The organism is Arthrobacter rhizosphaerae (assembly GCF_023062595.1).
Taxonomy (GTDB): Bacteria; Actinomycetota; Actinomycetes; order Actinomycetales; family Micrococcaceae; genus Arthrobacter; species Arthrobacter rhizosphaerae.
The window spans coordinates 15,102-37,005 of record NZ_JALLAN010000025.1 but is presented as its reverse complement, the minus strand read 5'-3'; the positions used below and the strand labels follow the sequence as shown (position 1 = coordinate 37,005).

General features: G+C 62.9%; 26 protein-coding genes. 8 read left to right on the top strand and 18 right to left on the bottom strand.

All coding sequences use genetic code 11. The features are described 5' to 3' along the window. Positions 1–12: 12 nt before the first annotated feature. The 4 genes from MU551_RS22460 to MU551_RS22445 form a co-directional block, all read right to left on the bottom strand. Complete coding sequence (locus MU551_RS22460; protein WP_247048786.1) at positions 13–372, bottom strand: TfoX/Sxy family protein; 360 nt, start codon at positions 370–372, stop codon at positions 13–15. A 96-nt stretch (positions 373–468) separates the two neighbouring features. After that, positions 469–708 (bottom strand): carboxypeptidase-like regulatory domain-containing protein, encoded by a 240-nt coding sequence (locus MU551_RS22455; protein ID WP_247048785.1) that lies wholly within the window; start codon positions 706–708, stop codon positions 469–471. A gap of 162 nt (positions 709–870) precedes the next feature. Then, the gene (locus tag MU551_RS22450; RefSeq protein WP_247048784.1) at positions 871–1,644 is read right to left on the bottom strand and encodes an alpha/beta fold hydrolase; all 774 of its coding nucleotides are present in this window, start codon (positions 1,642–1,644) and stop codon (positions 871–873) included. Between the two features lie 130 nt (positions 1,645–1,774). Next, positions 1,775–2,308, bottom strand: a complete 534-nt coding sequence (locus MU551_RS22445) for a hypothetical protein (RefSeq protein ID WP_247048783.1) — start codon at positions 2,306–2,308, stop codon at positions 1,775–1,777. 396 nt (positions 2,309–2,704) lie between these two features. On the opposite strand from MU551_RS22445, the gene MU551_RS22440 reads away from it, so the two are divergent. Together MU551_RS22440 and MU551_RS22435 are read left to right on the top strand one after the other, a co-directional pair. After that, entirely contained in the window at positions 2,705–2,908 is a 204-nt protein-coding gene (locus tag MU551_RS22440) for a cold-shock protein (protein ID WP_247048782.1), read from the top strand. Positions 2,909–3,112: 204 nt separating this feature from the next. Beyond that, the gene (locus MU551_RS22435) at positions 3,113–3,652 is read left to right on the top strand and encodes a GNAT family N-acetyltransferase (RefSeq protein ID WP_247048781.1); all 540 of its coding nucleotides are present in this window, start codon (positions 3,113–3,115) and stop codon (positions 3,650–3,652) included. 143 nt (positions 3,653–3,795) lie between these two features. Here MU551_RS22435 and MU551_RS22430 read toward each other — a convergent pair whose 3' ends face one another. The 8 genes from MU551_RS22430 to MU551_RS22395 all read right to left on the bottom strand — a co-directional run bounded on the left by MU551_RS22430 (position 3,796) and on the right by MU551_RS22395 (position 10,020). After that, on the bottom strand, positions 3,796–4,143 hold the full coding sequence (locus MU551_RS22430; RefSeq protein ID WP_247048780.1) for a DUF6176 family protein: 348 nt from the start codon (positions 4,141–4,143) through the stop codon (positions 3,796–3,798). 140 nt (positions 4,144–4,283) lie between these two features. Then, positions 4,284–4,589 carry a DUF1905 domain-containing protein gene (locus MU551_RS22425; protein WP_247048779.1) on the bottom strand — a complete coding sequence of 102 codons (306 nt, stop codon included), beginning with the start codon at positions 4,587–4,589 and terminating at the stop codon, positions 4,284–4,286. Between the two features lie 3 nt (positions 4,590–4,592). Next, on the bottom strand, positions 4,593–5,561 hold the full coding sequence (gene yidC, locus MU551_RS22420) for a membrane protein insertase YidC (RefSeq protein ID WP_247048778.1): 969 nt from the start codon (positions 5,559–5,561) through the stop codon (positions 4,593–4,595). 114 nt (positions 5,562–5,675) lie between these two features. After that, positions 5,676–6,713, bottom strand: a complete 1,038-nt coding sequence (locus tag MU551_RS22415; protein ID WP_247048777.1) for a hypothetical protein — start codon at positions 6,711–6,713, stop codon at positions 5,676–5,678. Then, a complete protein-coding gene (locus tag MU551_RS22410) occupies positions 6,710–7,165 on the bottom strand; it encodes a sigma factor-like helix-turn-helix DNA-binding protein (RefSeq protein ID WP_247048776.1) in 456 nt (151 codons plus the stop codon). The genes MU551_RS22415 and MU551_RS22410 overlap by 4 nt, the downstream gene beginning before the upstream one ends. A gap of 53 nt (positions 7,166–7,218) precedes the next feature. Beyond that, entirely contained in the window at positions 7,219–8,220 is a 1,002-nt protein-coding gene (locus tag MU551_RS22405; RefSeq protein WP_247048775.1) for a hypothetical protein, read from the bottom strand. 1 nt (position 8,221) lies between these two features. Further along, positions 8,222–8,740 carry an RNA polymerase sigma factor gene (locus MU551_RS22400; protein ID WP_247048774.1) on the bottom strand — a complete coding sequence of 173 codons (519 nt, stop codon included), beginning with the start codon at positions 8,738–8,740 and terminating at the stop codon, positions 8,222–8,224. 152 nt (positions 8,741–8,892) lie between these two features. Beyond that, positions 8,893–10,020 (bottom strand): glycosyltransferase, encoded by a 1,128-nt coding sequence (locus MU551_RS22395; protein ID WP_247048773.1) that lies wholly within the window; start codon positions 10,018–10,020, stop codon positions 8,893–8,895. A 162-nt stretch (positions 10,021–10,182) separates the two neighbouring features. Here MU551_RS22395 and MU551_RS22390 point away from each other — a divergent pair, with 162 nt between their 5' ends. Further along, positions 10,183–10,578, top strand: coding sequence for a hypothetical protein (locus MU551_RS22390; protein ID WP_247048772.1), 396 nt, complete (start codon positions 10,183–10,185; stop codon positions 10,576–10,578). Here the strand turns inward: MU551_RS22390 and MU551_RS22385 are convergent. Both MU551_RS22385 and MU551_RS22380 read right to left on the bottom strand, forming a co-directional pair. Next, positions 10,575–12,368 carry a thiamine pyrophosphate-requiring protein gene (locus MU551_RS22385; protein WP_247048771.1) on the bottom strand — a complete coding sequence of 598 codons (1,794 nt, stop codon included), beginning with the start codon at positions 12,366–12,368 and terminating at the stop codon, positions 10,575–10,577. The two genes, MU551_RS22390 and MU551_RS22385, sit on opposite strands and share 4 nt — an antisense overlap. Before the next feature lie 63 nt (positions 12,369–12,431). Beyond that, entirely contained in the window at positions 12,432–12,941 is a 510-nt protein-coding gene (locus MU551_RS22380) for a DUF2231 domain-containing protein (RefSeq protein WP_247048770.1), read from the bottom strand. 173 nt (positions 12,942–13,114) lie between these two features. Here MU551_RS22380 and MU551_RS22375 point away from each other — a divergent pair, with 173 nt between their 5' ends. After that, positions 13,115–14,761: an alkaline phosphatase D family protein gene (locus MU551_RS22375; protein ID WP_247048769.1), complete on the top strand. Its 1,647-nt coding sequence runs from the start codon at positions 13,115–13,117 to the stop codon at positions 14,759–14,761. Positions 14,762–14,841: 80 nt separating this feature from the next. Here MU551_RS22375 and MU551_RS22370 read toward each other — a convergent pair whose 3' ends face one another. After that, positions 14,842–15,123 (bottom strand): hypothetical protein, encoded by a 282-nt coding sequence (locus MU551_RS22370; RefSeq protein ID WP_247048768.1) that lies wholly within the window; start codon positions 15,121–15,123, stop codon positions 14,842–14,844. 334 nt (positions 15,124–15,457) lie between these two features. On the opposite strand from MU551_RS22370, the gene MU551_RS22365 reads away from it, so the two are divergent. Next, the gene (locus tag MU551_RS22365; RefSeq protein WP_247048767.1) at positions 15,458–16,876 is read left to right on the top strand and encodes an ice-binding family protein; all 1,419 of its coding nucleotides are present in this window, start codon (positions 15,458–15,460) and stop codon (positions 16,874–16,876) included. 72 nt (positions 16,877–16,948) lie between these two features. On the opposite strand, the gene MU551_RS22360 is transcribed toward MU551_RS22365, so the two are convergent. Both MU551_RS22360 and MU551_RS22355 read right to left on the bottom strand, forming a co-directional pair. Then, positions 16,949–17,530, bottom strand: coding sequence for a dihydrofolate reductase family protein (locus tag MU551_RS22360; RefSeq protein WP_247048766.1), 582 nt, complete (start codon positions 17,528–17,530; stop codon positions 16,949–16,951). Between the two features lie 118 nt (positions 17,531–17,648). Next, the gene (locus MU551_RS22355) at positions 17,649–18,542 is read right to left on the bottom strand and encodes a glucose 1-dehydrogenase (protein ID WP_247048765.1); all 894 of its coding nucleotides are present in this window, start codon (positions 18,540–18,542) and stop codon (positions 17,649–17,651) included. A 432-nt stretch (positions 18,543–18,974) separates the two neighbouring features. Between MU551_RS22355 and MU551_RS22350 the strand changes: the two genes are divergently transcribed. Further along, positions 18,975–19,832: an esterase/lipase family protein gene (locus tag MU551_RS22350; RefSeq protein WP_247048764.1), complete on the top strand. Its 858-nt coding sequence runs from the start codon at positions 18,975–18,977 to the stop codon at positions 19,830–19,832. A 158-nt stretch (positions 19,833–19,990) separates the two neighbouring features. After that, on the top strand, positions 19,991–20,839 hold the full coding sequence (locus MU551_RS22345) for an SDR family NAD(P)-dependent oxidoreductase (RefSeq protein ID WP_247048763.1): 849 nt from the start codon (positions 19,991–19,993) through the stop codon (positions 20,837–20,839). 13 nt (positions 20,840–20,852) lie between these two features. Here MU551_RS22345 and MU551_RS22340 read toward each other — a convergent pair whose 3' ends face one another. Further along, on the bottom strand, positions 20,853–21,413 hold the full coding sequence (locus MU551_RS22340) for a TetR/AcrR family transcriptional regulator (protein WP_247048762.1): 561 nt from the start codon (positions 21,411–21,413) through the stop codon (positions 20,853–20,855). Positions 21,414–21,498: 85 nt separating this feature from the next. Here MU551_RS22340 and MU551_RS22335 point away from each other — a divergent pair, with 85 nt between their 5' ends. After that, positions 21,499–21,900, top strand: coding sequence for a VOC family protein (locus MU551_RS22335; RefSeq protein ID WP_247048761.1), 402 nt, complete (start codon positions 21,499–21,501; stop codon positions 21,898–21,900). The last annotated feature ends 4 nt before the right edge of the window (positions 21,901–21,904 follow it).

Below are 21,904 nucleotides of genomic sequence, written 5' to 3'. Positions count from 1 at the left end.
CCACCGCACGATCTACTTGGGAGCCTTCGCAGGCAGCCCGGCCACATGGGCGTAGGCCTTCGAAATCCATGCCCTTTCCCGCGCTGAATCATCGCCACCGTCAGCGTTCCAGACTTCCGGCAGCCCCACGTAACCGCCCATGGGACGTTCAGCCGGACCAAACGGAACAGTCCGCTCGGTGGACTCAAGTTCGGCACGGTCGGCGTCGGAAAGCTTGATCCCGATGGTCGGGCCGAACAGGCCGGCGAACATATTCCCGTTGACGAAGGCGCCCAGGTTGCCGAACATCGGCTTGACCACAACATCTGCGTCCTGTGGCAGGACGGAGCGGAAGTGTTCCTTGTCGGCGTCGGACGCTTTTGGCATCTGCATGTGAACTTCTCCCCGGGTTGAAAGGCCTGATGGCTGGGCGTGGACTTGCTTGCAGAATATGCCTGTTAGCCAGAAGCGGCCAGACCATCCGGAGGCTCAGCGAATTCCGCTGTCAACAATCAATGTGACGTGGTTGGGAGTGTCCGAGATGGCAACTTCCTGGGTGGCCGTAGAAGCGTAGCCGCCCACATTGGTCGCCCTTATAAGGTAGCGGTCAGGAAGAGTGAGCTGGAAGGCGCCGGTGGTGTCAGTGATGGTTGAGCCGCGGACGGCGTCGCCGTCCAATGCGATGACCTTGGCGCCCGGAACAGGGCGCGGCGGACAACTCCTGAGCAAAACGTTCCACGGGGCAGACCGGAGAGCTCAGGACGTACCCTTCGACAAGCCCTGAATCACTGACCTGCTCCGCTGGGCTGGTGCAACCGGACAGCAGGAGGGCGGCCGCCGCCAGCAACGTTACGGCGAAGGGTGCCACGTCACTCACCAACCCTTCACGCCTCAGGCAGCCGTGCTCGCTTCCGACTGCTCCCAGTGCCGCCGCAGCAACTCTGCCAGCCGCTCCGGCTCGATCCTGTGGGGCGGGTCGAAGTGATGGCGTTTGGGGAACACCTCCAGGTGAAAGTCCGGGAAGAAAACCCTTGCCAGCCGTTGGGCAATCTCGCCATAGTCATCCGGGTTGCTCAGCCCGCCCAGCGCGAAGAAGACCGGCTTGTCGAAGCTGGCCAAACGCGCCCTCTCCAATTCATAGCTCTTGAAGGTCCTCAGGAACGCCTTGATTCCCGCTGGCCGCTTGGCCATCCACGGCGGCGGGTCACCCTCTGGCGGTGGCGGGAGGACGACGTCGTGCTTAACTCCCAGCCTCACAAAGGCGGGCATGAACTGCTCCGGCGGAAGTGTCTCCAGCTGGTCGTACTTTTTCCAGAGCTCCGTGTGCGCAGGGCTCCAGTCCCAGTTCCCGGCCCACGCGGGCTCCAGCAGGGCCAGGCTCAACAGACGCTCGGGATGCTTGGCAGTGAACGCCAGCGCCGCCGCGCCGCCGCCCGAGTATCCGGCGAGATGGAAGGTCTCCCAGCCTTGGGCATCGGCTTCGCGCAGAACGCCATCGATCTCTGTGTCCAGGCTCCAGCCGGGCGGAGGCTCGTCGTCAGCATAGAGTTCCAGATCCTTTGCCACCGCTTGGACGTCAGGTCCCAACGCCTCGATCAGCGCGCCATAGGCGGGTTGGGCGGGGAGCACGCTCCCGGGAAGCAGGATGACGCGAATCGGTCCCATGGAAGAACCATACGCCCGGCCGCTGGCTTTACAAGGGGAGCGGGGAGGGTTCAACTGAGCCGGAAACAGAACACCGCCTGCCGACCCCAAGCGGGGCGGCAGGCGATGTTCCTGGCTGGGATAGCTGCCACTACCTCAGCTGTGCACAGAGATCGATTTCCTTGCCGGAACTGCTCACCAACTCCAAGGCGCCGGTGGCGTTGTCAAAGGTGAAGACCACCCGCCCGGTGTGCAGGGTGGTGGAAACTCCGTCAGGAATGTCCGACCCCATCAGTGTCAGGTAGTTGTCTCCGGTGAGCGTGATGGTCTGGCCCTCGGGGCCGCCTTCGGTGTGGACGCCGGATCCGGACATCCTTAAGGTGAAGGTCTTCCCTGCCACCGGGTTGAGCGGATCGGAGCCGTAGTTGATGTAGGTGACTTCCGTACCGGTGGAATGTGCCATGGTGCGGGTCACGAAGCCGTCCTGATCAAAGAACGCCCGCGACCAGGCCTTTCCGCCGGACCATGTGAAGCCCAGGTTGAAGTCCGGGCACGCATAGCCAACCGGGATATAGGAGGGAACTTCCGGCACCTCGGGTCCGGATGCCGACGCCGGCAGGGCCGGTACGAGCATGGCTGCTGCAAGGACTGCGGGGATGGCAAGAAGAGTGCTTTTGGGGTTCATTTCTTCCTCGAAATCTGGGCATAGCGGTATTGGGGAAAGGCGCATAAAAGCTGCGTGAAAGTACGGGTAATCCCTGAGGGCGGCTGGGGGAGGAGCCGCTCGGCTACGCCCGCGAAGGGCGTCTAGGAAAGAGGTTACTCCTGCCGGATCCCCTGCACCAGAGCTAAATCTAACGAATTTATAAATCTGTGCGACGCGCCCGGGCTCGCAGTCGGCAAGCGTTGCCGCAGATTCTCGTGTAGAGTCGTTTTTGTTGTTGTGTTTTTAGCAGTTCGTAGTTCAGGCAGTACGCGCGGTCGAAAGTCCGCGTTCTTCTGAAGTAGCGGTTTTGAACACCCCACACCGGAGGACCCGAAAGTCGGGACTTTTCCTCCACCTTCACGAAGGACAAAAATAATGGCTACTGGTACCGTCAAATGGTTTAACGCTGAAAAGGGCTTCGGCTTCATTTCCCCCGATGACTCCTCACAGGACGTTTTCGCACACTACTCTGCGATCGCTTCCTCCGGCTTCCGCTCACTCGAAGAGAACCAGAAGGTCTCCTTCGAAACCGAGCAGGGCCCCAAGGGTCCTCAGGCCGTAAACATCCAGACTCTCTAAGACTTAGCTTTCAGCTAACTCTTCTGAGTCCGGAGCCGTAAAGGTTTCGAGCTTTTCTGAGAAGGCCCCGTCCCATCTGGGACGGGGCCTTCCGCTTTAACCTGATTTGGAGCCGAGTCACAGAGCGCTAAGCCAAGCGTCGACACGCTTGAACGAACCTTTGTACCCCTGTTCGCCTCCGTCCAAGCCCGGCATGATGGGGAGATGCAATTCCATACCGAGCGCCTCTTGCTTCGTGAATACACGTTGGACGACTTCGATGCGGTGCATGCCTTCGCCTCGGACCGACGAATTGCCGAATTCGTTGAGTGGGGCCCGAACACCGCAGCGGATACCAGAAGATTCCTCGAAGCATGCTCCTTCGCTCAAAGCCAGCCACAGCGGACGAAATTCACTCTCGCGCTGACTGTCCCGAACGGCGATCCAATTGGCTCGGTCAGTCTTTCCTTAGTCGGTGGCAAAGGTGAACTCGGCTACGTGGTCGCTGCGGATTGCTGGGGACGCGGCTACGCCACAGAAGCGTCACAGGCCATGCTGGTGTTTGGCGTGCAGGATCTCAGCTTGGCGGAAATCACGGCTACCTGCAGGCCCGAAAACGTTGCGTCCGCCAGGGTCCTGGAAAAGATTGGCATGTCCCGGATCGGGCTGCGAAAGGCAGACAAACTTATTCGCGGGCAGTGGCGGGATTCCCTCGTCTTCTCCGCCTCCGCCGAGTCGATGCCCTGGTCATCGGGCACACCATAGCTGCCTCGCTGGACACGAGCTGCCCTTAAACATGAAAACCTGCTCCCCGTAAGTCAGAACTGAATTTACAGTCCAACTTTGGGGGAGCAGTTCAACTTGACCGGCCCTGCTTTTGTTTAACCCGGATGTTCCACGACGGTGGCTCAACCGGCCTTGTAGTCATACTGAAGGGTCGACGGGAGAGGGCCTTGCAGCATGTCAGCGGTGATGCCGTGAACTGCCTGGATTTTCTCCCTGAACCACTGATCGTGCGGATCGTCCGAGTTAGCCACCTCTTGGAAGGACCTGGTCAGATCCTCGCCCTCATGGAACAGGCAGACGAAGTCCCCCTGCGGTGTCTCCATGTGGCTGACCACTTCACGGGTCAGTCCCATGCGCTCCCGCGAGCGGCGGTGGTCCGCCTCACGGGGGCCGTGAATCTCCTCGATGAGCGACTTCCACTCCTCCAGCTTCCCGGGCAGGATCGGAGCGAACCAGGTGATGGATTCCATGACATGTCCTTCCATGAAGTTGCTTCGGCACTCGCCGTGGCGCGGTATCAACGCAGCACCGCACCTGCATAGTATTCCTGTGAACTGCGGCGGGATAGAGCCGGTGGAAAGCGCTGCGGGTGAAGCCTCCCGGAACGAAATCAGCTGCTGAGCAGCAGGGAAAGTTCGACGTCGACCTCGTCTCCGGCGCGGATGCCCGCCGCCGTCCTGACCGCCTTTTTCACCGGAAGAAGGTAGGAGCCGGTCTTGGCGTCCGGGAACACGGAGGTGGACCAACGGTGCCCGTCGATGGAAGCGTTGACCCTTACCGAACCGAAGCCCTTGCGGAAGGGTGCTGAGTCCTCCTTGAGCTGCTCTGCCAGGTCCTGCGGCAGCGTGACGAAATGCCACCCGGCTTCCTCGGGAAGATGCCACAACTCGCCCCGGAACTTGTACGCAGCAGTCACGTGCTACTTCTTCTTCCTCTTCTTCCGGTGCGGCTGGACGCGCTGGCCTTTCGCATGCGCAATGGCCGCTGCGGCCGCGGCCTCTGCGTGAGGATCCTTTTTGCTCCCGGGGTTGGGCAATGCCGGAAGGCCCTTGGCGGCACGGCGCTCGGCGAGGGCCTTCGCGGCGGGGGATCCCGGCGTCGGCATCCGGCGGATCACGAAGAACTGCTGCCCCATGGTCCACAGGTTGGTAGTGGTCCAGTAGATCAGCACGCCGATGGGGAAGTTGATGCCACCCACCCCGAACACGATCGGCAGGATATAGAGCAGCATTTTCTGCTGCCGCATGAACGGACTGGCCATGGCCTCTTCGGACATGTTCTTGGCCATGATCTGCTTCTGGGTGATGAACTGCGTGGCCGTCATCGCCAGGATCATCACGATGGTCAGGACGGTGACCGAGATGTTCTCGGCTCCGCCGTGGAGCAAGGCCATAGTCAGCGGAGCGCCGAAGATGGTGGATGCGTCGAACTGCAGCACCTGCTCCGGGCTCATCGCGCCGATGCCCTCGCCGGCCTGCTTGGCCGGGCTGATGCCGGCGAGCACCGTAAAAAGCGCGAAGAAGAACGGCATCTGGATCAGCAGCGGGATGCAGGCCGAGAACGGGTTGGTGCCGTGCGTCTTGTACAGGGCCATCTGTTCCTGCGCCATGGCCTGCCGGGAGAGCTGGTCCTTCTTGCCTTTGTACTTGTCCTGCAGTTTCTTCAGGTCGGGCTGCAGGAGCTGCATGCCGCGCTGGGCTTTGATCTGTTTGACGAACACCGGGATCAGGGCCGCGCGGATCACCAGCACCAGCCCGATGATGGAGAACGTCCAGGTCCAGCCGCTGGCCGGCGGCATTCCGATGGCGCTCAGGCCCTCGTGGAAGCCGACCATAATGATGGACACCAGCCACTGGAACGGAAACATGATCGTTTCAAACAGGTCCATACGTTATCCCTAATCGTTAGGCCGCAGGCGGCCGACGGAAGGCGTCATAACGTGAGCCTAGCCCAGCAGCGATCCGCATGGTTGGACTACGGGCGGGGGAGTGGCGGGCGGCTGTCAGAAATCCCGCCGCGGAGCCGACGGAACCTCCCAGGACAGGGACATGCCTGAGGGAAAAGAGAGCTTCAACGACGTGAACATCCGTTTGAGCGCGCCGTACTCCGCCGATTTCAGATAGCGGCCGGCGTCCTCAACTGACGGGAAGGAACGGGCATAAGTGCTTCGCGGGGATGCTGCCGAAGACCCGAGCTTCAGAGCATCGCCGAAGTCCATCACGAGAACACGCTCGGTTGTGGTCTGATCCGCGCGGCATGGCCCTGCTTGTGGGCCTGCTGACGGCGAAACCTGCCGCAGCCCGAAGGATCCCCGGGGTTCCGGTCCCGCGGACACTGAGTAGGTGAATTCCTTGTCCAACCCGGGACCGAGCAGTTCAGCACCTGAAGTCAGTGCTGTGCGTTCCAGCTCGGTTCCTTGCCTGTCCTGCGGTCTGCAGGCTGCTGCCGCCGGCACCGGCCCGAAGTAGAACATCGCCACTGGGAGGGCGTCCTGATCGAGGATTGTGAAATGGAGCCCAGGATAGTCGGGCGAGATGTTGTGGCGCCGGACCTTCCACTCGGCGGGTATCTCAAGGCCGGCGGTCAATTCCGCCGAAGCATCCGCCCACGGCCGGGACACAAGCACGTCCGTCCATGACGAGTACGCCACGGCCCACTGCCACGCCGGAGTGCTTGCCCCAGGTTCCGCTGCCTCAAAGCCTGGCTGGATCCCGGCCTCCTCGGCATTGCCGAACGTCGCACGAGGCTGATTGGCTGCTGCGACCACCCATAGCGCCGCACCGATCATGATGGCGAGCAGCAGGGCCAGTGCGCCTGACCCCGCTGTAACGCCGGACCAGGTTTTGGCACCATGCCCGGCTTTAACACTGCGCCGTGTCCCAAAAGCAGTCCGGACTTTAGGCCGCGGTGACGCGGTGAGAAGCTCGACGTCGTCGGCCCGGTGAGGGATCATCTCCAGCTCTGCCTTCACATCCAGCGGGAAACGGGCTCTGGCCACCGGCGGTGCAGCCTCGTGGAGACGCTGCTCGAGGGGGTTCACCGGTCTTCCCTTTTGGAAGAGTGTTCCAGTCGCAGCATCCGGCGTTCAGCCTTGCGGTAGGCCCGCTCCAGGCGCCGCCCGGCCTGGCCTATGGTGCAGCCAAGAAAGTCAGACAGTTCCGCCATGCTGAGCTGGTCCCAATAGACCATCCTCAGAATCTCGCGGTCGTGCGGCCTGAGCGACGCGATGACACCGGCCGCCGTCGAATGCTTTGCAGGCCGGGCGTCGGCGTCCTGCATCAGAACTGCAGCCGGCCCCATGGCGAGGGCGAGAAGAGAGGAGAAGGTGATTTCGGCGTCGTCTTCCTGGGCCCTGCGCCACGCGACATTGAAGGCGTCGAGGACCAGCATCTGCGCGTAGTCACCGTCCCCGATCCTGCGGGTCAGGACGTCCGAGACTCGGTGGAACAGCTCAACATGTTCTCCGGAGAAACCGGAATCAGGCACGCTCATGGCGCACTCCTAGCTACGAATCGTCGCGAGTGTTGTTTGTTGCGAGTGTTTGGTCAGGGAGCGCTGATGGTCACTGAGCTGAACGTGCGCTTGATGATGGCGTAGTCGTCGGTCTCCAGGAAGGCCCGGGCAGCATCCATAGAGGAAAACTCCATCGGTGTTCTTTGGACCGGCGATAGCCAGCCAGGATTCCCCTGGACGTATGTCGAGTAGCTCGAGAAGGAGAAAAGGTACCCGGCGCGGGCAGCCCGGATCTGGAAATACTGGTTGCACGGATCGATGCTCGTCGACGGCGGGCGGGTGGTTATGCCGAAGGAGGCCACCACCCGGTCGCCGGTCGTCGAGACCCGATAGACGAACCGTGGTGGCACTGCTCCCGGCACGGATGCGTCAAAGGGGATGTTCACCGGTGAGCTGTCCAGTTCAACAAAGCTCTCCTGCGGGCCGGCGCAAGCTGCCGGATCGTAGCGGGGTCCAGAGGGTCCGTAGTAGAGCATGATCTGGGGCACGAGGCCCTGCTGCAACGGGTCAACGGGGTGGAGGAAGGCAGTCCGCGCCGGGTAGTCATCGTCGGGGAGAGAATCGATCAGTTCCCAGCCCTCTGCGACCATCAGGTGGATGTGTGTCTCGGAGCCAGCCGGATTCGGCGCAAAACCGGCAAGACGCCAGCCATCCGGTGCAGTCGACGTCGGGGAAGGGCTGCCTGCCGGGGCTGGCGAGAGGTCTGAAAACCAGTTCACGGCAGCGCCAAAACCTGCAGCCGCAAGTCCCAGCACCACAGTCATGACCGCAAGGACAGGAATCAGACGCCGCGGAGCACCACGCCGCCCGACCGTTCCCCGGACATCCGCGGCACGGTTGCCCCCGCGGACAGGGTCAAGTACGGCAGGGTCACGTACGGCAGCGTCAGATGCAGCACGGTCATGCTTCGGAGCAGCGTCTGCCTTCCGCAGTTCCGACAGCAGCGCTTTCAGCTGTTGGTCACGGTCGCGCGGAGAATCTGACGTATCGGATACAGGGTTGGCATCCCTCAGGAGCCGTTCCAGCGGGTCCATCTCAGTCCTCCCTTTTCGTTTCGAGATTCGCTTCGTGAAGCGAAGGCATCGTCTTCGCGAACGCCTTCTTCGCCCTGTGGATCCGCACGCTGGCCGTGCCGTCGCTGCAACCCAGGAATTCGGCCAGTTCCGGCGTGCTGAGGTTGTCCCAAAAAACCAGGATCAGAATCTCCCGGTGCCGTGAAGCCAGGCGTCCCAGCGCCTCGATAACGGCATCGGAGGTGCCTGACGCCTGCTGCGTAGCCTGGTGCAGTGCGAAATCCCGCAGACGCAGCTGGAGTTCCTGCCGCCTCTTCCGGCCCCTGTATTCGTTTCCCACGACGTTCCTGGCAATCCCAAGAAGCCAGGGGATTGGCGTCCCCTCAAGGCTGTCCTGCCGGTTCCACACGATCCGGAAGACATCGGCGGTCAGCTCCTGTGCAGTGTCCCGGTCTCCGATGCGGCGCAGAATGTAGTGGTAGACGTGGCTGTAATGCGCCTTGTACAGCGCCTCAAACTCCGTTTCCCGCTCCAGCAACATCGGACCGCCCCGTAACCCTGAGACTTTGTCTGCCGGAAAGCGTCCGGCTTACTCAATATTTCCGGACAGCCCCGGATCCTTACAGGCTTGCGGAAATTCCTGATTTTTTTCGGAGGCGGGTTTGCCGCCCTTTGGCGCGCCCTGGCCGGATATTAGCCCGCGATTTCCGCGAGGAACAGCGCGCCGGTGCGGGCGCCGTCGGCCTCCCGGAGCCGCTGCCCCACGGTGGCGGCCCCAAGGTGCAGGCTCGCCGAGTCCACAGCCGTCCGGAGGGCGCCGGCAATTTCCTCCGCTGAGGCCGAAGGCCTGATGAGCAATCCTGCGCCGGCGTCCTGCACTGCCTTGCCTACCATCCGCTGATCGAGCAGGGGATGCATCGGGGCGATCACCAGCGGCAGATTGTGAGCCAGCGCGAGCATGGTGGTGGCGTGCCCGCCGTGTCCGAGCACGGCAGCGCACTCCGGCATGACTTCCCGATGCGGCAGATAGCTGTGCGCGGTGACGTTTGCCGGCGCCCAGATTCTGTCGGCGTTAATCGCCGGTCCGGTGGTGAGGATCACGTCGAGCGGCAGATCCGCCACCGCATCCAGCGCCCTCTGCATAAACGCCTCCTGCCCGCTGAATGCAGTGGTGCTCAGGCTGACCAGCACGCGCGGCGTGGAACCGGGGGCGGGAGCGGGTGCCGGACGGTCGACGTCGACCACTGCTCCTGACCACACCACCCTCCCGTTCTGGTCGCCTGCCCCTGTCCTGCCTGGGCGTCCGGCCGGATCGAGCTGCCGGTCCGCGCACACCAGGATGCGGTTGGCCTTGCCCATCACCCGGCGCGGGCCCAACCCGCGCAGTGCCAGCATCGCCGTGATCGGAGTCCGGCGGAACGGGCCATCAAAGAAGGCATAGAAGCTGTGCACCAGCGCCACGGTGAAGAGTCCGGCCTTGGCTGCGGCGTCGAGGGCAGCCAGCAGCAGGCAGTCCACGATCACCACATCCGCCTGTTCCCTCCGGGCTTCCTCCACTACGTCCTGGGCGATGCCGGCGTCGGTGAAGACGGACACCAGCATGGAGATCTGCTGCAGCGTGGGCAGCTGCTCCGCGAGTGCCATCCTTGGCGAGTGATTGTACGGCTGGAACTCGGCGCCTGAGGCCGTAATGGCGGCCTCCTGCCGCGGATGGCCGAGGAAACGCACGCGGTGCCCGAGACTCACCAGTTCGCGGGCGATGCCGACGGCGGGCGGCAGGTTCCCGCCGGCGTCGAGCGTTGCGAAAAGGAAGGTAGACACTGCATCCTCCTGGCGTCAGGAACGGCACGTCCGGTGGGCAGAAGCGTAGTCCCTTTGCCGTCTCAAGGGCAGAGTCCACGGAACAGGCCGCTCCGGGCGGCGACAGGAAGTCTCCGAATCTTGTGGTCCGGCTGCAACAAAATCGACGGATATGATCGAATCATGCCCGGACCCGCAGAAGTTCTTGGTCCCATCCTGGAACTCATGACCTGGGTGGGCTTCATTCCTGGCATCCCGCTGCTGATCGCTGGTTGGATGCTGGCGAGACGTCGTTGCCCATGGACGGTGACCACCGCCGAGGTCGTCGAAGCCGGCGGGTTCAAGGGCTTCCGCTGGTCCGACGGGGACAACACCTCCCACCTTTCCCTTCTCACTGCTGAGGAAACGAAGGGTCTGGAGACAGGCAGCGAAGTGGCGCTCCATTACGACGTATGCCACCCCGGCAGATGGAGCCTAGGCCCGCACCGGGACGACAACACCGTCATGACCATCGGGTGGATCCTGACCGCGACCGGGCTGGTCTGCACCCTTGCCGGGTTCGTTCTGTTGATGTTCTAAGAATCCTTGTTCGGCAGGAGCTTCCCAGCCTGGGTCTTGACGCCTTCTTTGATGATGCCCCACGTGCTGGTGTCGCCCTTGGCCAGGGCCTTCGCCGTGTTCATTGCCTGCTCCATGGTGGTGTGCGGGGGAATCGGCGGGATGTCGGGATTGGTATGCACATCCAGAAGGGTAGGCCGGTTAGTGGTAAGTGCCTTTTCCCAGGCAGGTCCTACCTCCTCGGGGGCGGTCACGGTGATGCTTTCCAGCCCGAGGCTGGAGGCGAAAGCCGCATAGTCGACGTCGGGAAGTGACTGTGATTCGCGGAAGGCGGGGGCCCCGCCCATTGCCCGTAATTCCCAGGTGACGTGGTTGAGGTCGTTGTTGTGCAGTACGGCGACGATGAGCCGGGGATCGGACCATTCCTGCCAGTACCGCTGGATGGTGATGAGCTCCGCGAGCCCGTTCATCTGCATTGCCCCGTCACCTGCGAAGGCGATGACGGGACGGTCCGGGTGTCCGAATTTGGCCCCGATCGCGTAGGGCACTGCGCATCCCATGGTGGCCAGGCTCCCTGAAAGCGAGCCCCTGGTGTCGCTGCGGAACCTCAGCTGGCGGGCGTACCAGTTGGCGGACGAGCCGGAGTCTGCAATGACAATGGCGTTCTCAGGCAACCGGTCGGAGAGCTCGGAGAAGAGCCTCAAGGGGTTCACGGGCTCGGCATCCACCATGGCCTCTGAACGCATGGTTTCCCACCAACGGCCGATCTTCTTTTCGAGGTCCCCGCGCCAGGAGCGGTCTTCCTTTCGTTGCAGATGCGGGATCAGCGCCCGCAATGTTGCTGCCGCATCGCCCACGAGGTTGTATTCGTAGGGATAGCGGAGTCCGATCATGCCCGGGTCGATGTCGATCTGGACGCCGCGCGCCTGGCCTGCCTCGGGCATGAACTGGGAGTAGGGGAAGCTTGAGCCGACGGTCAGCAGGGTGTCGCAGTCGCGCATCATCTCGTAGCTTGGCCGGGTGCCCAGCAGGCCGATGGACCCGGTGACGTAGGGCAGGTCGTCGGGGAGCGAATCCTTGCCGAGCAGTGCCTTGGCCACACCTGCACCCAGCAGTTCCGCTACCTCGCGGACTTCGGCCGCAGCACCGCGGGCGCCGTGCCCGATCAGCATGGCGACTTTCTTTCCCTGATTCAGAAGGTCGGCGGCTCCTGCGATCGCTTCGACGTCGGGCTGAATTTCCGGCGGCCGGAAGCCAAGGCTGGAAGGCACCATCTTCATGGCGTGTGTGGGCGGGGTGTAGTCGAGTTCCTGCACATCGGCGGGGATGACGATGGCGGTGGGCGCTCGCCGGGAGACGGCGATGCGGATGGCCCTGTCGAGGACGTTGGGCAGTTGCTCGGGGACGGTGACCATCTGGACGTAGTCGGACGCGACATCCTTGAACAGCGTCAGCAGGTCCACTTCCTGCTGGAAGGAACCGCCCATCGCACTCCTTGCCGTCTGGCCAACGATCGCGACGACGGGGACATGGTCGAGTTTGGCGTCGTACAGCCCGTTCAGGAAGTGGATCGCTCCGGGACCTGACGTGGCGACACAGACCCCCACGTTGGAAGTGAATTTCGCATAGCCAACGGCTTGCAGGGCGGACATCTCCTCGTGCCGGGCCTGGATGAATTTCGGGCTGTTTTCGGCCTTGCCGAAGGCTGCCACTATGGCGTTGATACCGTCGCCCGGGTAACCGAAGACTCTATCCACTCCCCATTGCCGGAGCCGGTCGAGCAGATAGTCCCCAACTGTTGGTGAAGCCACAGCCAATCTTCCTTTCGTGCCCTTGCGTTTCGATGTGGTTGGCACCGGCATGCTGAGGGATGGTCAGTGGGCCCGGCGTGCTCCGCGCTTGAGGAAGATGCCGGTGGTGAGTTTGGCGGGAGCGTCGAGGTTGGCGCCGTCGTCCACCCCGACTCCCAGCCGGCTGACCAGCTCGCCACCCAGCCAGGCCGTGCCGGTGGCGATGACAATGGCCAGCAGTTCCAGCACGAAAGGCAAAGTCGTGGGCAGATAGTTCTGGGTGCCGCCTCGGAGCAACCAGCTGACCGCGAACAGCACCAGCATCACCGCGTTGCCGATCCCGTGGAGCCGCCCGACGCGCTTGGCGCGGGACTGGTTCGGCACTGCGAGGTAGTCGATGAAGCCGAAAACCGCTGCAAGAAGGCCCATCAGGACGCCTGCGGCGATCATCAGGTACCCGGCTGTGGTGAAGCGCCCGTCGTTCAGCACCAGCCCGATGATGTCGAACACAACCGCTCCGGTGAGCAACCCCAGCGGGAAGACAACCAACTGCTGGTGAATTGCGTGCCCTGCTGCTTTTGCCCTGCTCTCCATGTCCGCCTCCCGACGAATAACGTGGGAGGCGAAGACGACACCTGCCTCCAACTCCAAGACTAGTCCCGGTTACTTTTAGAATCTAGGGCCCTTCGGGCGTTCAGGAATCAATGCTGCACTGACGTTCACGCGCCAGCCACCGGCGGTTCACCCCTGCCGTCAAGGATGAACGCATGACTGCTTTCACCCGCCGAAACATCCTCAAAGGTGCCCTTGCCGCCGCCGGTGCTGCCGCCGTCGTTCCCGCTGCTGCAGCCGGTGGTGCCTCAACCGCTCACGCTGCCCGGCCATCCGCCGTCGCGCTGGTCCGCAACCGCCTGCTGCTCCCGTCCGGGATCGCCACCGGTGATGTCACCGCCAATTCCGGTGTCCTTTGGTCCCGCGCGTCGGGCTCTGGCCGGCTGGTGGCCAGCCTGCTGGCGGTCGACGACGGCGGGTCGCCTCTCAGCGGCGGCCGCGCCTTCCAGCGGGTACTGCGGGGGAGCGTCGCCAGCGAAGCCACGGACTTCACGTCGAAAATCAACGCCCAACACCTCCCCAGCGGCACCCGGTTCGCCCTGACCATGCACTTCGAGGACCCCGAAGGCAACGCCGGGGAATCCGCGCAGGGATCCTTCAGTACGGCCCCCGGTGCCAACACCAACGGCCTCGGCGCGATTGGCGGCGGCCGGGCAAGCCGGGGGCAGAGCTTCGTCTGGTCCGGCGATACCGCGGGCCAAGGCTGGGGCATCAACGAGGGCATCGGGGGCATGCGCGGCTATGCTGCCATGCACGCCACGCGCCCGGACTTCTTCATCCACTCCGGCGACACCATCTACGCAGACGGCCCCATCGCCGCGCAGGTGACCGAGCCGGACGGGCAGGTCTGGCGGAACCTGGTCACTGAAGAAGTGTCGAAAGTGGCCGAGACGCTCAACGAGTTCCGCGGCCGGCACCGCTACAACCTGATGGACCGGAACGTCCGGGCCATGTATGCGGAGGTTCCGGTGATCGCCCAGTGGGATGACCACGAGACCACCAACAACTGGTACCCGGGGGAGATCCTCACCGACGCCCGCTACACCGAGCGCAGTGTGGACGTGCTCGCCGCGCGGGGCCGCCAGGCATGGCAGGAGTACCAGCCCATCGCGGATCTCAGCGACGGGAGTACCGGCTTCGAGCCGTCCCGCATCTACCGCAAGATTTCCCGCGGCCCGCAGCTGGACATTTTCTGCCTGGACATGCGCACCTTCAAGGACCCGAACACGGACGGCAAGGAAACGCACCTCACCCACATCCTCGGCCAGGAGCAGGCGGACTGGCTCATCAAGGAGGTCAGCCGGTCCAAGGCAACGTGGAAGGTCATCTCGGCCGACCTGCCGCTCGGACTCATTGTGCCTGATGGCCCGGTGAACCAGGAGTCCCTCGCAAACCGCGACGCCGGAGCCCCCTTGGGCAAGGAGCTTGAGATCGCCGGGGTGCTGTCGGCGTTCAAGCGCAACCGGGTTAAAAACGTGGTGTGGCTGACGGCGGACGTCCACTATTGCGCAGCCCACCACTACTCGCCCCAGCGCGCGGCCTTCCAGGACTTCGACCCGTTCTGGGAATTTGTGGCTGGCCCCATTAACGCCGGAACATTCGGCCCCGGGCAGCTGGACGGCACCTTCGGACCCGAGGTGGCTTTCTTCAAGGCCGGCGCTTACGCCAACGAGTCCCCGCGCAGTGGCGAGAGTCAGTACTTCGGCCATGTGGACCTGGGCGAGGACGACGTCTTCACGGTCAGCCTCCGCAATGCCAACGGTGGTGTCCTCTGGAGCAAGGAGCTTTATCCGGAGCGGTGAGCAGCCAAGGAAAAGCAACAGGAACGGCCACAGCTTCGGAAGCTGTGGCCGTTCCTGATTGGAGCCGGCGCATGCACGGTTCAGGGTTTCACGCCCTCCGGGTTGGCACGGATGACGTAGCTGTACTCGGCACGGTCGGACAAACGGACGTCAATGGTGCATAAGCTCTTCTGCTTGTACGACTTCACGACTTCCGCTGTCCCCGAATAGGAGCGTTCTTCCCTCGGCACAATCATTCCGATGATGACTGCGAGGACGAACGCGATGAAACCGCCCAAAACCGTGTAGCCGATGATGCGCGCCAAAACTTCTTTGCCCTGATTGCGTGTTCTTCTCTGAGCCAGCGCGGCTATTGACTTCATCCTGGATGAGGTTCACTGTGGGGGCCTACACACCACGTCGTTGGTGATATTCGTTCATGGTGGGGGCCACAGAACGTATTCTCTTGGGTCCTCCTACGCAGAGATCCAGTAACTATCAGCAGGCCCGGAAGCATGTATTCGGCGACTCTTCAACATGTCCACTGCGATCTCGCAGTTATCCAGAGCCAGAGCTGTCCCGGCACGTCCGGAATCGTCGAAGCACCAAAGACAGGGCTGATTGCGGCTTAGCTAATCCGTCCCAAACACCTGTATTCATCACTATGAGTCTTCCGCGGGGAAAACCCGCGGGCGGCAGTCAACCTGGGGGAAGACCATGATGTTCAGTAGCCTTTTTCGGACCACAGAAGGTACCGGAACGACCCGTTGGACGGCGGTTGTTAGCGCGGCCGCGCTGACATTCACACTGCTTTTTGCGGGCCTTCTATCAACACCCTCCCCGGCTCATGCCTCGGGTGCGATGGTGGAGTTGGGTGCCGCGGGGAGTTTCTCGGTGTTGGGTGCTTCGACTGTGACGAATACGGGTCCGACGTACCTTGGCGGGGATCTGGGGGTCAGCCCGGGAACGGCGATCACCGGGTTCCCGCCGGGCAAGGTGGCCGGCACCACCCACTCGGCTGATGTGCAGGCCGGTGCGGCGCATGCGGATCTGCAGGCTGCCTACAATGATGCTGCCGGGCGCACTCCGACGGAGATTGTTGCGGGGGATCTGGTGGGCCGCACGCTCACGGCCGGGGTTTACAGCTCGGCCAGTTCACTCGGGTTGAGCGGGACACTGGTCCTGGACGGCCAGGGCGATCCGGAGGCGGTCTTCATCTTCCAGATGGGTTCCACGCTCACTACGGCTTCGGCCAGCAGCGTGAAGCTGATCAATGGTGCACAGGCCTCCCATGTTTTCTGGCAGGTCGGCAGTTCAGCGACGCTGGGCACGGGGTCCTCGCTCACGGGGACGGTCATGGCGCTTGCATCAATCACGGTGACGACCGGCGTCGTCATTGAAGGACGTGCACTGGCACTGAACGGAGCGGTGACCCTGGACAGCAACACCATCACCACCGTACCTGCCGCGGATCCGTTGCCCTCGGGTGCGATGGTGGAGTTGGGTGCTGCGGGGAGTTTCTCGGTGTTGGGTGCTTCGACTGTGACGAATACGGGTCCGACGTACCTTGGCGGGGATCTGGGGGTCAGCCCGGGAACGGCGATCACCGGGTTCCCGCCGGGCAAGGTGGCCGGCACCACCCACTCGGCTGATGTGCAGGCCGGTGCGGCGCATGCGGATCTGCAGGCTGCCTACGATGATGCTGCCGGGCGCACTCCGACGGAGATTGTTGCGGGGGATCTGGTGGGCCGCACGCTCACGGCCGGGGTTTACAGCTCGGCCAGTTCACTCGGGTTGAGCGGGACACTGGTCCTGGATGGCCAGGGCGATCCGGAGGCGGTCTTCATCTTCCAGATGGGTTCCACGCTCACGACGGCTTCGGCCAGCAGCGTGAAGCTGATCAATGGTGCACAGGCCTCCCATGTTTTCTGGCAGGTCGGCAGTTCAGCGACGCTGGGCACGGGGTCCTCGCTCGCGGGGACGGTCATGGCGCTTGCATCAATCACGGTGACGACCGGCGTCGTCATTGAAGGACGTGCACTGGCACTGAACGGAGCGGTGACCCTGGACAGCAACACCATCACCACCGTACCTGCCACCACCCCGCTTTCGCTTCTACAAGCGGCTCAGTCCTAGTTCGGCGGAAAGAAGCGAAGCCAGGACCCTGCGCAGTATTGGCGGGGTCCTGGCTTTCGAGCTGTCAGGCGCCTAATGCGTCGAGTACTGCGCGATGATGACGCCGGTCGTCGTCGTGATTGAACGCTCCAGAATCAGATCGACCCGCCCGCCCTCGTCAAATAACTTCGTGCCGGAACCGAGCAGGATCGGGTGGATCTGGAGAATGTACTCATCGACCAACCCGTCGGCCTGCAGTGTCCGGACGAGCTCTCCGCTGCCCAGGATGGTGAGGTCGCCGTCGTCGTTCTCGTGAAGTGCAGCAACAGTCTGGGCGGCCTCGCCTGCGAGCAGAGTCGAGTTCGGATACTCCAAAACGGTGTCCGAGGACCGGGAGACAACGTACTTCTGCGAGTCCACGAGCACAGAGGTAAACGGGTTGGGCTCGGGCGTCATTGTCCAGAAGCCAAGCAGGTCCGCGTAAGTGCGGTGGCCAAACAGGAGAGCACCCCCGGCCGCCATTCCCTCCGCAGCGAACTCCATGGACACCGAATCCTGGTAGCCGTTCGCCCACCCGCCATGTTTGAAGCCACCACGGGTGTCCTCATCCGGTCGCCCGGGGCCCTGCATCACGCCGTCGAGGGTGACGCTCTGGAAAACACTGATCTTTGCCATGGTCTTCTCCGTCTCAGCTGGCCCGCCCGACGCGGAACCCGCGGATTTCTTCCAAAGCCTGAAAGGGACGGGTCCTTCCCCCGTGCAATGAGGAAGGGCCCGTCCGGCTTGGATTCGTCTAAGGCGTGGGGCTGCCGCCGTTGACGTTCAGCGTCTCGCCGATCACGAAGCTCGATTCCGGCGACGCCAGGAACACATATGCCGGGGCGAGTTCCGCCGGTTGCCCGGCACGGCCCAGGGGAGTGCTATGCCCGAACTCGGGGAGCTTTTCCTTCGGCTGGCCGCTGCTCACCTGCAGCGGCGTCCAGATCGGTCCGGGCGCCACAGCATTGACGCGGATGCCTTTCGGCGCCAGCTGCTGCGCCAGGCCCTTGGTGAAGTTGTTGATGCTGGCCTTGGTGGTGGCGTAGTCCAGCAGAGTGGGCGACGGGTTGTACGCCTGGACCGACGTCGTGTTGATGATGGCGGAGCCTGCTGGCATGTGCGGCACCGCGGCCTTGGTCAGCCAGAACATCGCGTAGACGTTGGTCTTCAGGGTGTGGTCGAACTGCTCGTCGCTGATCTCGCCGATGTCCTCCTGGGCCACCTGCTTGCCCGCGTTGTTCACCAGCAGGTCCACGCCGCCAAGCTCGCGCAGGGCCGTGTCCACCAGGTCCCGGCATACTGCCGCGTCCTTGAGGTCGCCCGGTACCTTGACCGCCTTGCGCCCAGCCTTCTCGATCAGGTTGGCGATGCGGGTTGCGTCCTCTTCCTCTTCCGGAAGGTAGGAAAGTACGACGTCGGCACCTTCCCTTGCGAAGGCAATGGCCGTCGCTGCCCCGATGCCTGAGTCCGCGCCGGTAACGATCGCCTTCCGGCCGTCCAGGCGGCCCGTGCCGCGGTAGGTTTCCTCGCCCAGATCGGCCTTCGGCACCAGCTTCGCGTCCAGGCCGGGCTCGGGCTGGTGCTGCTTGGGCGGTTCGATGTGCTCATAGGCGGTGACAGGGTTCTGGAACGTGTACTGATCGGTCATGGTGCTCCTCCGCAAGATTGGTCTGAACACGGACTATGGCTGGAATCCAGCGTTTCGGCATGACGCTAAGCATGCTTACCTTTCCAGCGTAGCGAGAGTGCTGCGATGCCGCAAAGGGGGCGGGACGAAGCTTTCGGGTGTGAACATTTGTGCAACCGGCATGAGCGGGACGCGCTGCCGAGCTGTGCCCACCGAGCTGTACCCGTCAGTAACTTAGCGGCAAAAGGTGGCGCAAACTTCGGAGGCCGCGTTCGAGGCGCGGGCAATTTCTGGCCGCACGTTCGTGCAAGTGCCGTCGAAAAAGCGCCCACGTTGCCTAACATCGAAACACCCAATCCTCGATGACAGGTTCACACACCGGCCCGTCCGCACTTCTCGCCCCACACCAACAGACACTAAAACGATGAGGTTTCAATGTCGCTGCCTAAAACCATGCCCAGCAAACTACCGCTGAAGAAGATTGTGTCCCTCGCCGCCGGCCTCGTGCTCGCTGCCTCCCTGACGGCAGCTCCCGCCCAGGCTGCCGTCGTCGAGATATCCCCTCCTGGTGCCAACGACTGGTCCTGTAAACCGAGCGCCGAGCACCCCTATCCGGTCGTCCTGGTCCCCGGAACGTTCGAGAGCATGGCTAAAAACTGGATCACGTTGTCGCCCTACCTCAAGAATGCCGGCTACTGCGTTTTCGCCCTCAACTACGGTGAGACGAACGGCGTTTACGCAACAGCACCGGTAGCCGACTCAGCCAGGGAACTGGCCCCGTTCGTTGATGCGGTTCGTGCAGCGACCGGAGCCAAAAAGGTGAATCTGGTGGGCCACAGCCAGGGTGGCATGATGCCCCGCTACTACATGGGCTTCCTCGGTGGAGCGAAGTACGTCAACCAGCTCATCGGCATTGCCCCGTCCAACCACGGCACTGAGGGCGTGATCGTGCCGCCGCCAAGCTTCCTGCCGGAACCGGACTTCGACGCCCTCGGCTGCGCTGCCTGTGCCGACCAGCAGGCCGGCTCGGCGTTTATGCAGAAGCTGAACTCGATCGGCGACACCGTGGCCGGCCCCTCCTACACGGTGATCTCGACCAGGTATGACGAGATCGTTATCCCGTACAACAGCCAGTTCCTCGCCGGTCCGGCCCGCCAGGTCACCAACTTCACCATCCAGGACAAATGCCCCGCCGACGTGTTCGAGCACGACCAGACGCCGAACGATCCCGTAGTCCACCAGCTGGTCACCCACGCCCTCGGCAGGACGTCCGGCCCCGCGGATCCGGCCTACCAGCCACGCTGCCTCTAATCGTTGGTTTGCCCAACTAGGTAGCAGTAGATGTCGTTTTGGGCGCGCAAAACAGCATCTACTGCTACCTAGTTGGGGGAAGGGGGCGGAACGTAAGCCGCGCCGCCGTCGTTGTACCAGCGCCAGCCCACGCGAAACCCCCGAATAAATAGGACACCATGAGCCAGCGGACAATTGTCATCACCGGAGCCAGCGACGGCATCGGTGCAGCAGCCGCGCGGGCGTTGAGTCGGGCAGGGGAGCGGGTAGTCGTCGTCGGGCGTTCACCGGAGAAGACACAGGCGGTGGCGAAAGGGCTCGACGCCGACTACTTCCTGAGCGACTTCGCAGACCTCTCCCAAGTCCGGGAGCTCGCCGCGGCGCTGAGGAGTAACTACCCAAGGATCGATGTACTGGCCAACAACGCCGGCGGCATCATGGGCAAGCGCCAACTCACCGTAGACGGCTACGAGAAGACCTTTCAGGTGAACCATCTGGCCCCGTTCCTGCTGACCACCCTGCTGATGGCCGTGCTCACCGCCAGCAAGGCCAGCGTCATCAACACCTCAAGCGCGGCCAACGGCTACGGCAAGCTGGACCTCGCCGATCTCGATTCCTCCCGCAACTACTCGACCAATCGCGCCTACGGCACCGGCAAGCTCGCAAATATCCTCTTCACCAGCGAACTCCACCGCCGCTTCGGGGCCGACGGAACCAATGCGGAAGGAACAACCCCGGGAATTACGACGGCGGCGTTCCACCCCGGCGTTGTAGCCACCAACTTTGCGGCCGACTCCACGAGCCCCTTCAGGCACGCCTACAAGACGATCCTGAACCGCTTCCTCCTGACCCCGGAGCAGGGCGCGGATACGCTCGTCTGGCTCGCGACGTCAAAGCCCGGGGAGGACTGGGCCTCGGGCGCATACTACGCCAGGCGGGTACTGGCGAAAGCGAACAAACAGGCCTACGACGCCGGCCTGGCGCGGGAGCTCTGGGACCGCAGCGAGCAGATGGTCCAGGCTCCCTAGCTGAAGGCCGAACTCACGGGGATCTCAGGGAGCGAAGAATTTGTGACAGGGCGCGCTCCGCCGAGGCGATGTCGCCTCCCTCGGCAATCCACATGGCTGCTTCGTTCATGGCGCCTGAGAGCAGCGCAGCGATCGCACTGCGGTCCTCCTCCGGCCCGATGACGCTCTCCAGACCTTCCTCCAGCAATCGTGCGGAGTGTCTGGCGTCAGAGCGCCGCCATGTTGTCCATCCGAGCACGGCGGGCGCGTCGACGAGCATTATCCTGCGCACCCCTGGCGAGATGCTTGCCCGCAGGAATGCCTTGCATCCCTCTTCGATGGCATCCCACCCTTCTCCGGGGGCGGCCTGGGTGATTGCCGCGCTGACCTGGCTTTGAGCCTCGTCGAGCACGGCCTCGAACAGCCCTTTCTTGCTTCTGAAATGGTGATACACCGCCCCGCGCGTCACCCCCGCCCCTGCCGCTACTTGTTCCAGTCCAACTGCCTCATACCCGTATTCGGCGAAAAGCTCTTGGGCTGTGATCAAAACTGTGCGCGCTGTTTCTTCGCTCTGTTCCTGGGTGGCTCTTGCCATCTCGTCCCCTTGCCTATACATACACGGTGTATGTATTGTAGCTCACATACATACACTGTGTATGTAAGTGAAAGGAGGTGTGGCGATGATCAGTTCTTACCCCGTCCTCATGTCGAGCGACGTACTCGGATCCGCGGACTACTACCGAACTGCATTTGGGTATGAGACCACATTCGAATCGGACTGGTACGTGAGTCTCAGGCGCGGACTCTGGGAGCTGGCGCTACTCGACCATGCCCATGCGACGATTCCCGCGGGGTTCGGTCGTCCGGCCGGTGGTGTTTTGATCAATGTCGAAGTCGATGACGTTGACTCAGAATACGAGCGGTTGATTGTCCGGGAAGGGCTCCCGATGGCGCAGGACATTCGGTCGGAAGACTTCGGGCAGCGCCACTTCATACTTATTGGACCCGATCAAGTTCTTATCGACGTGATACAGCCAATTGAGCCCTCAGGTGAGTTTTCTGCCCAGTACGTTCAGAGCTGACCCA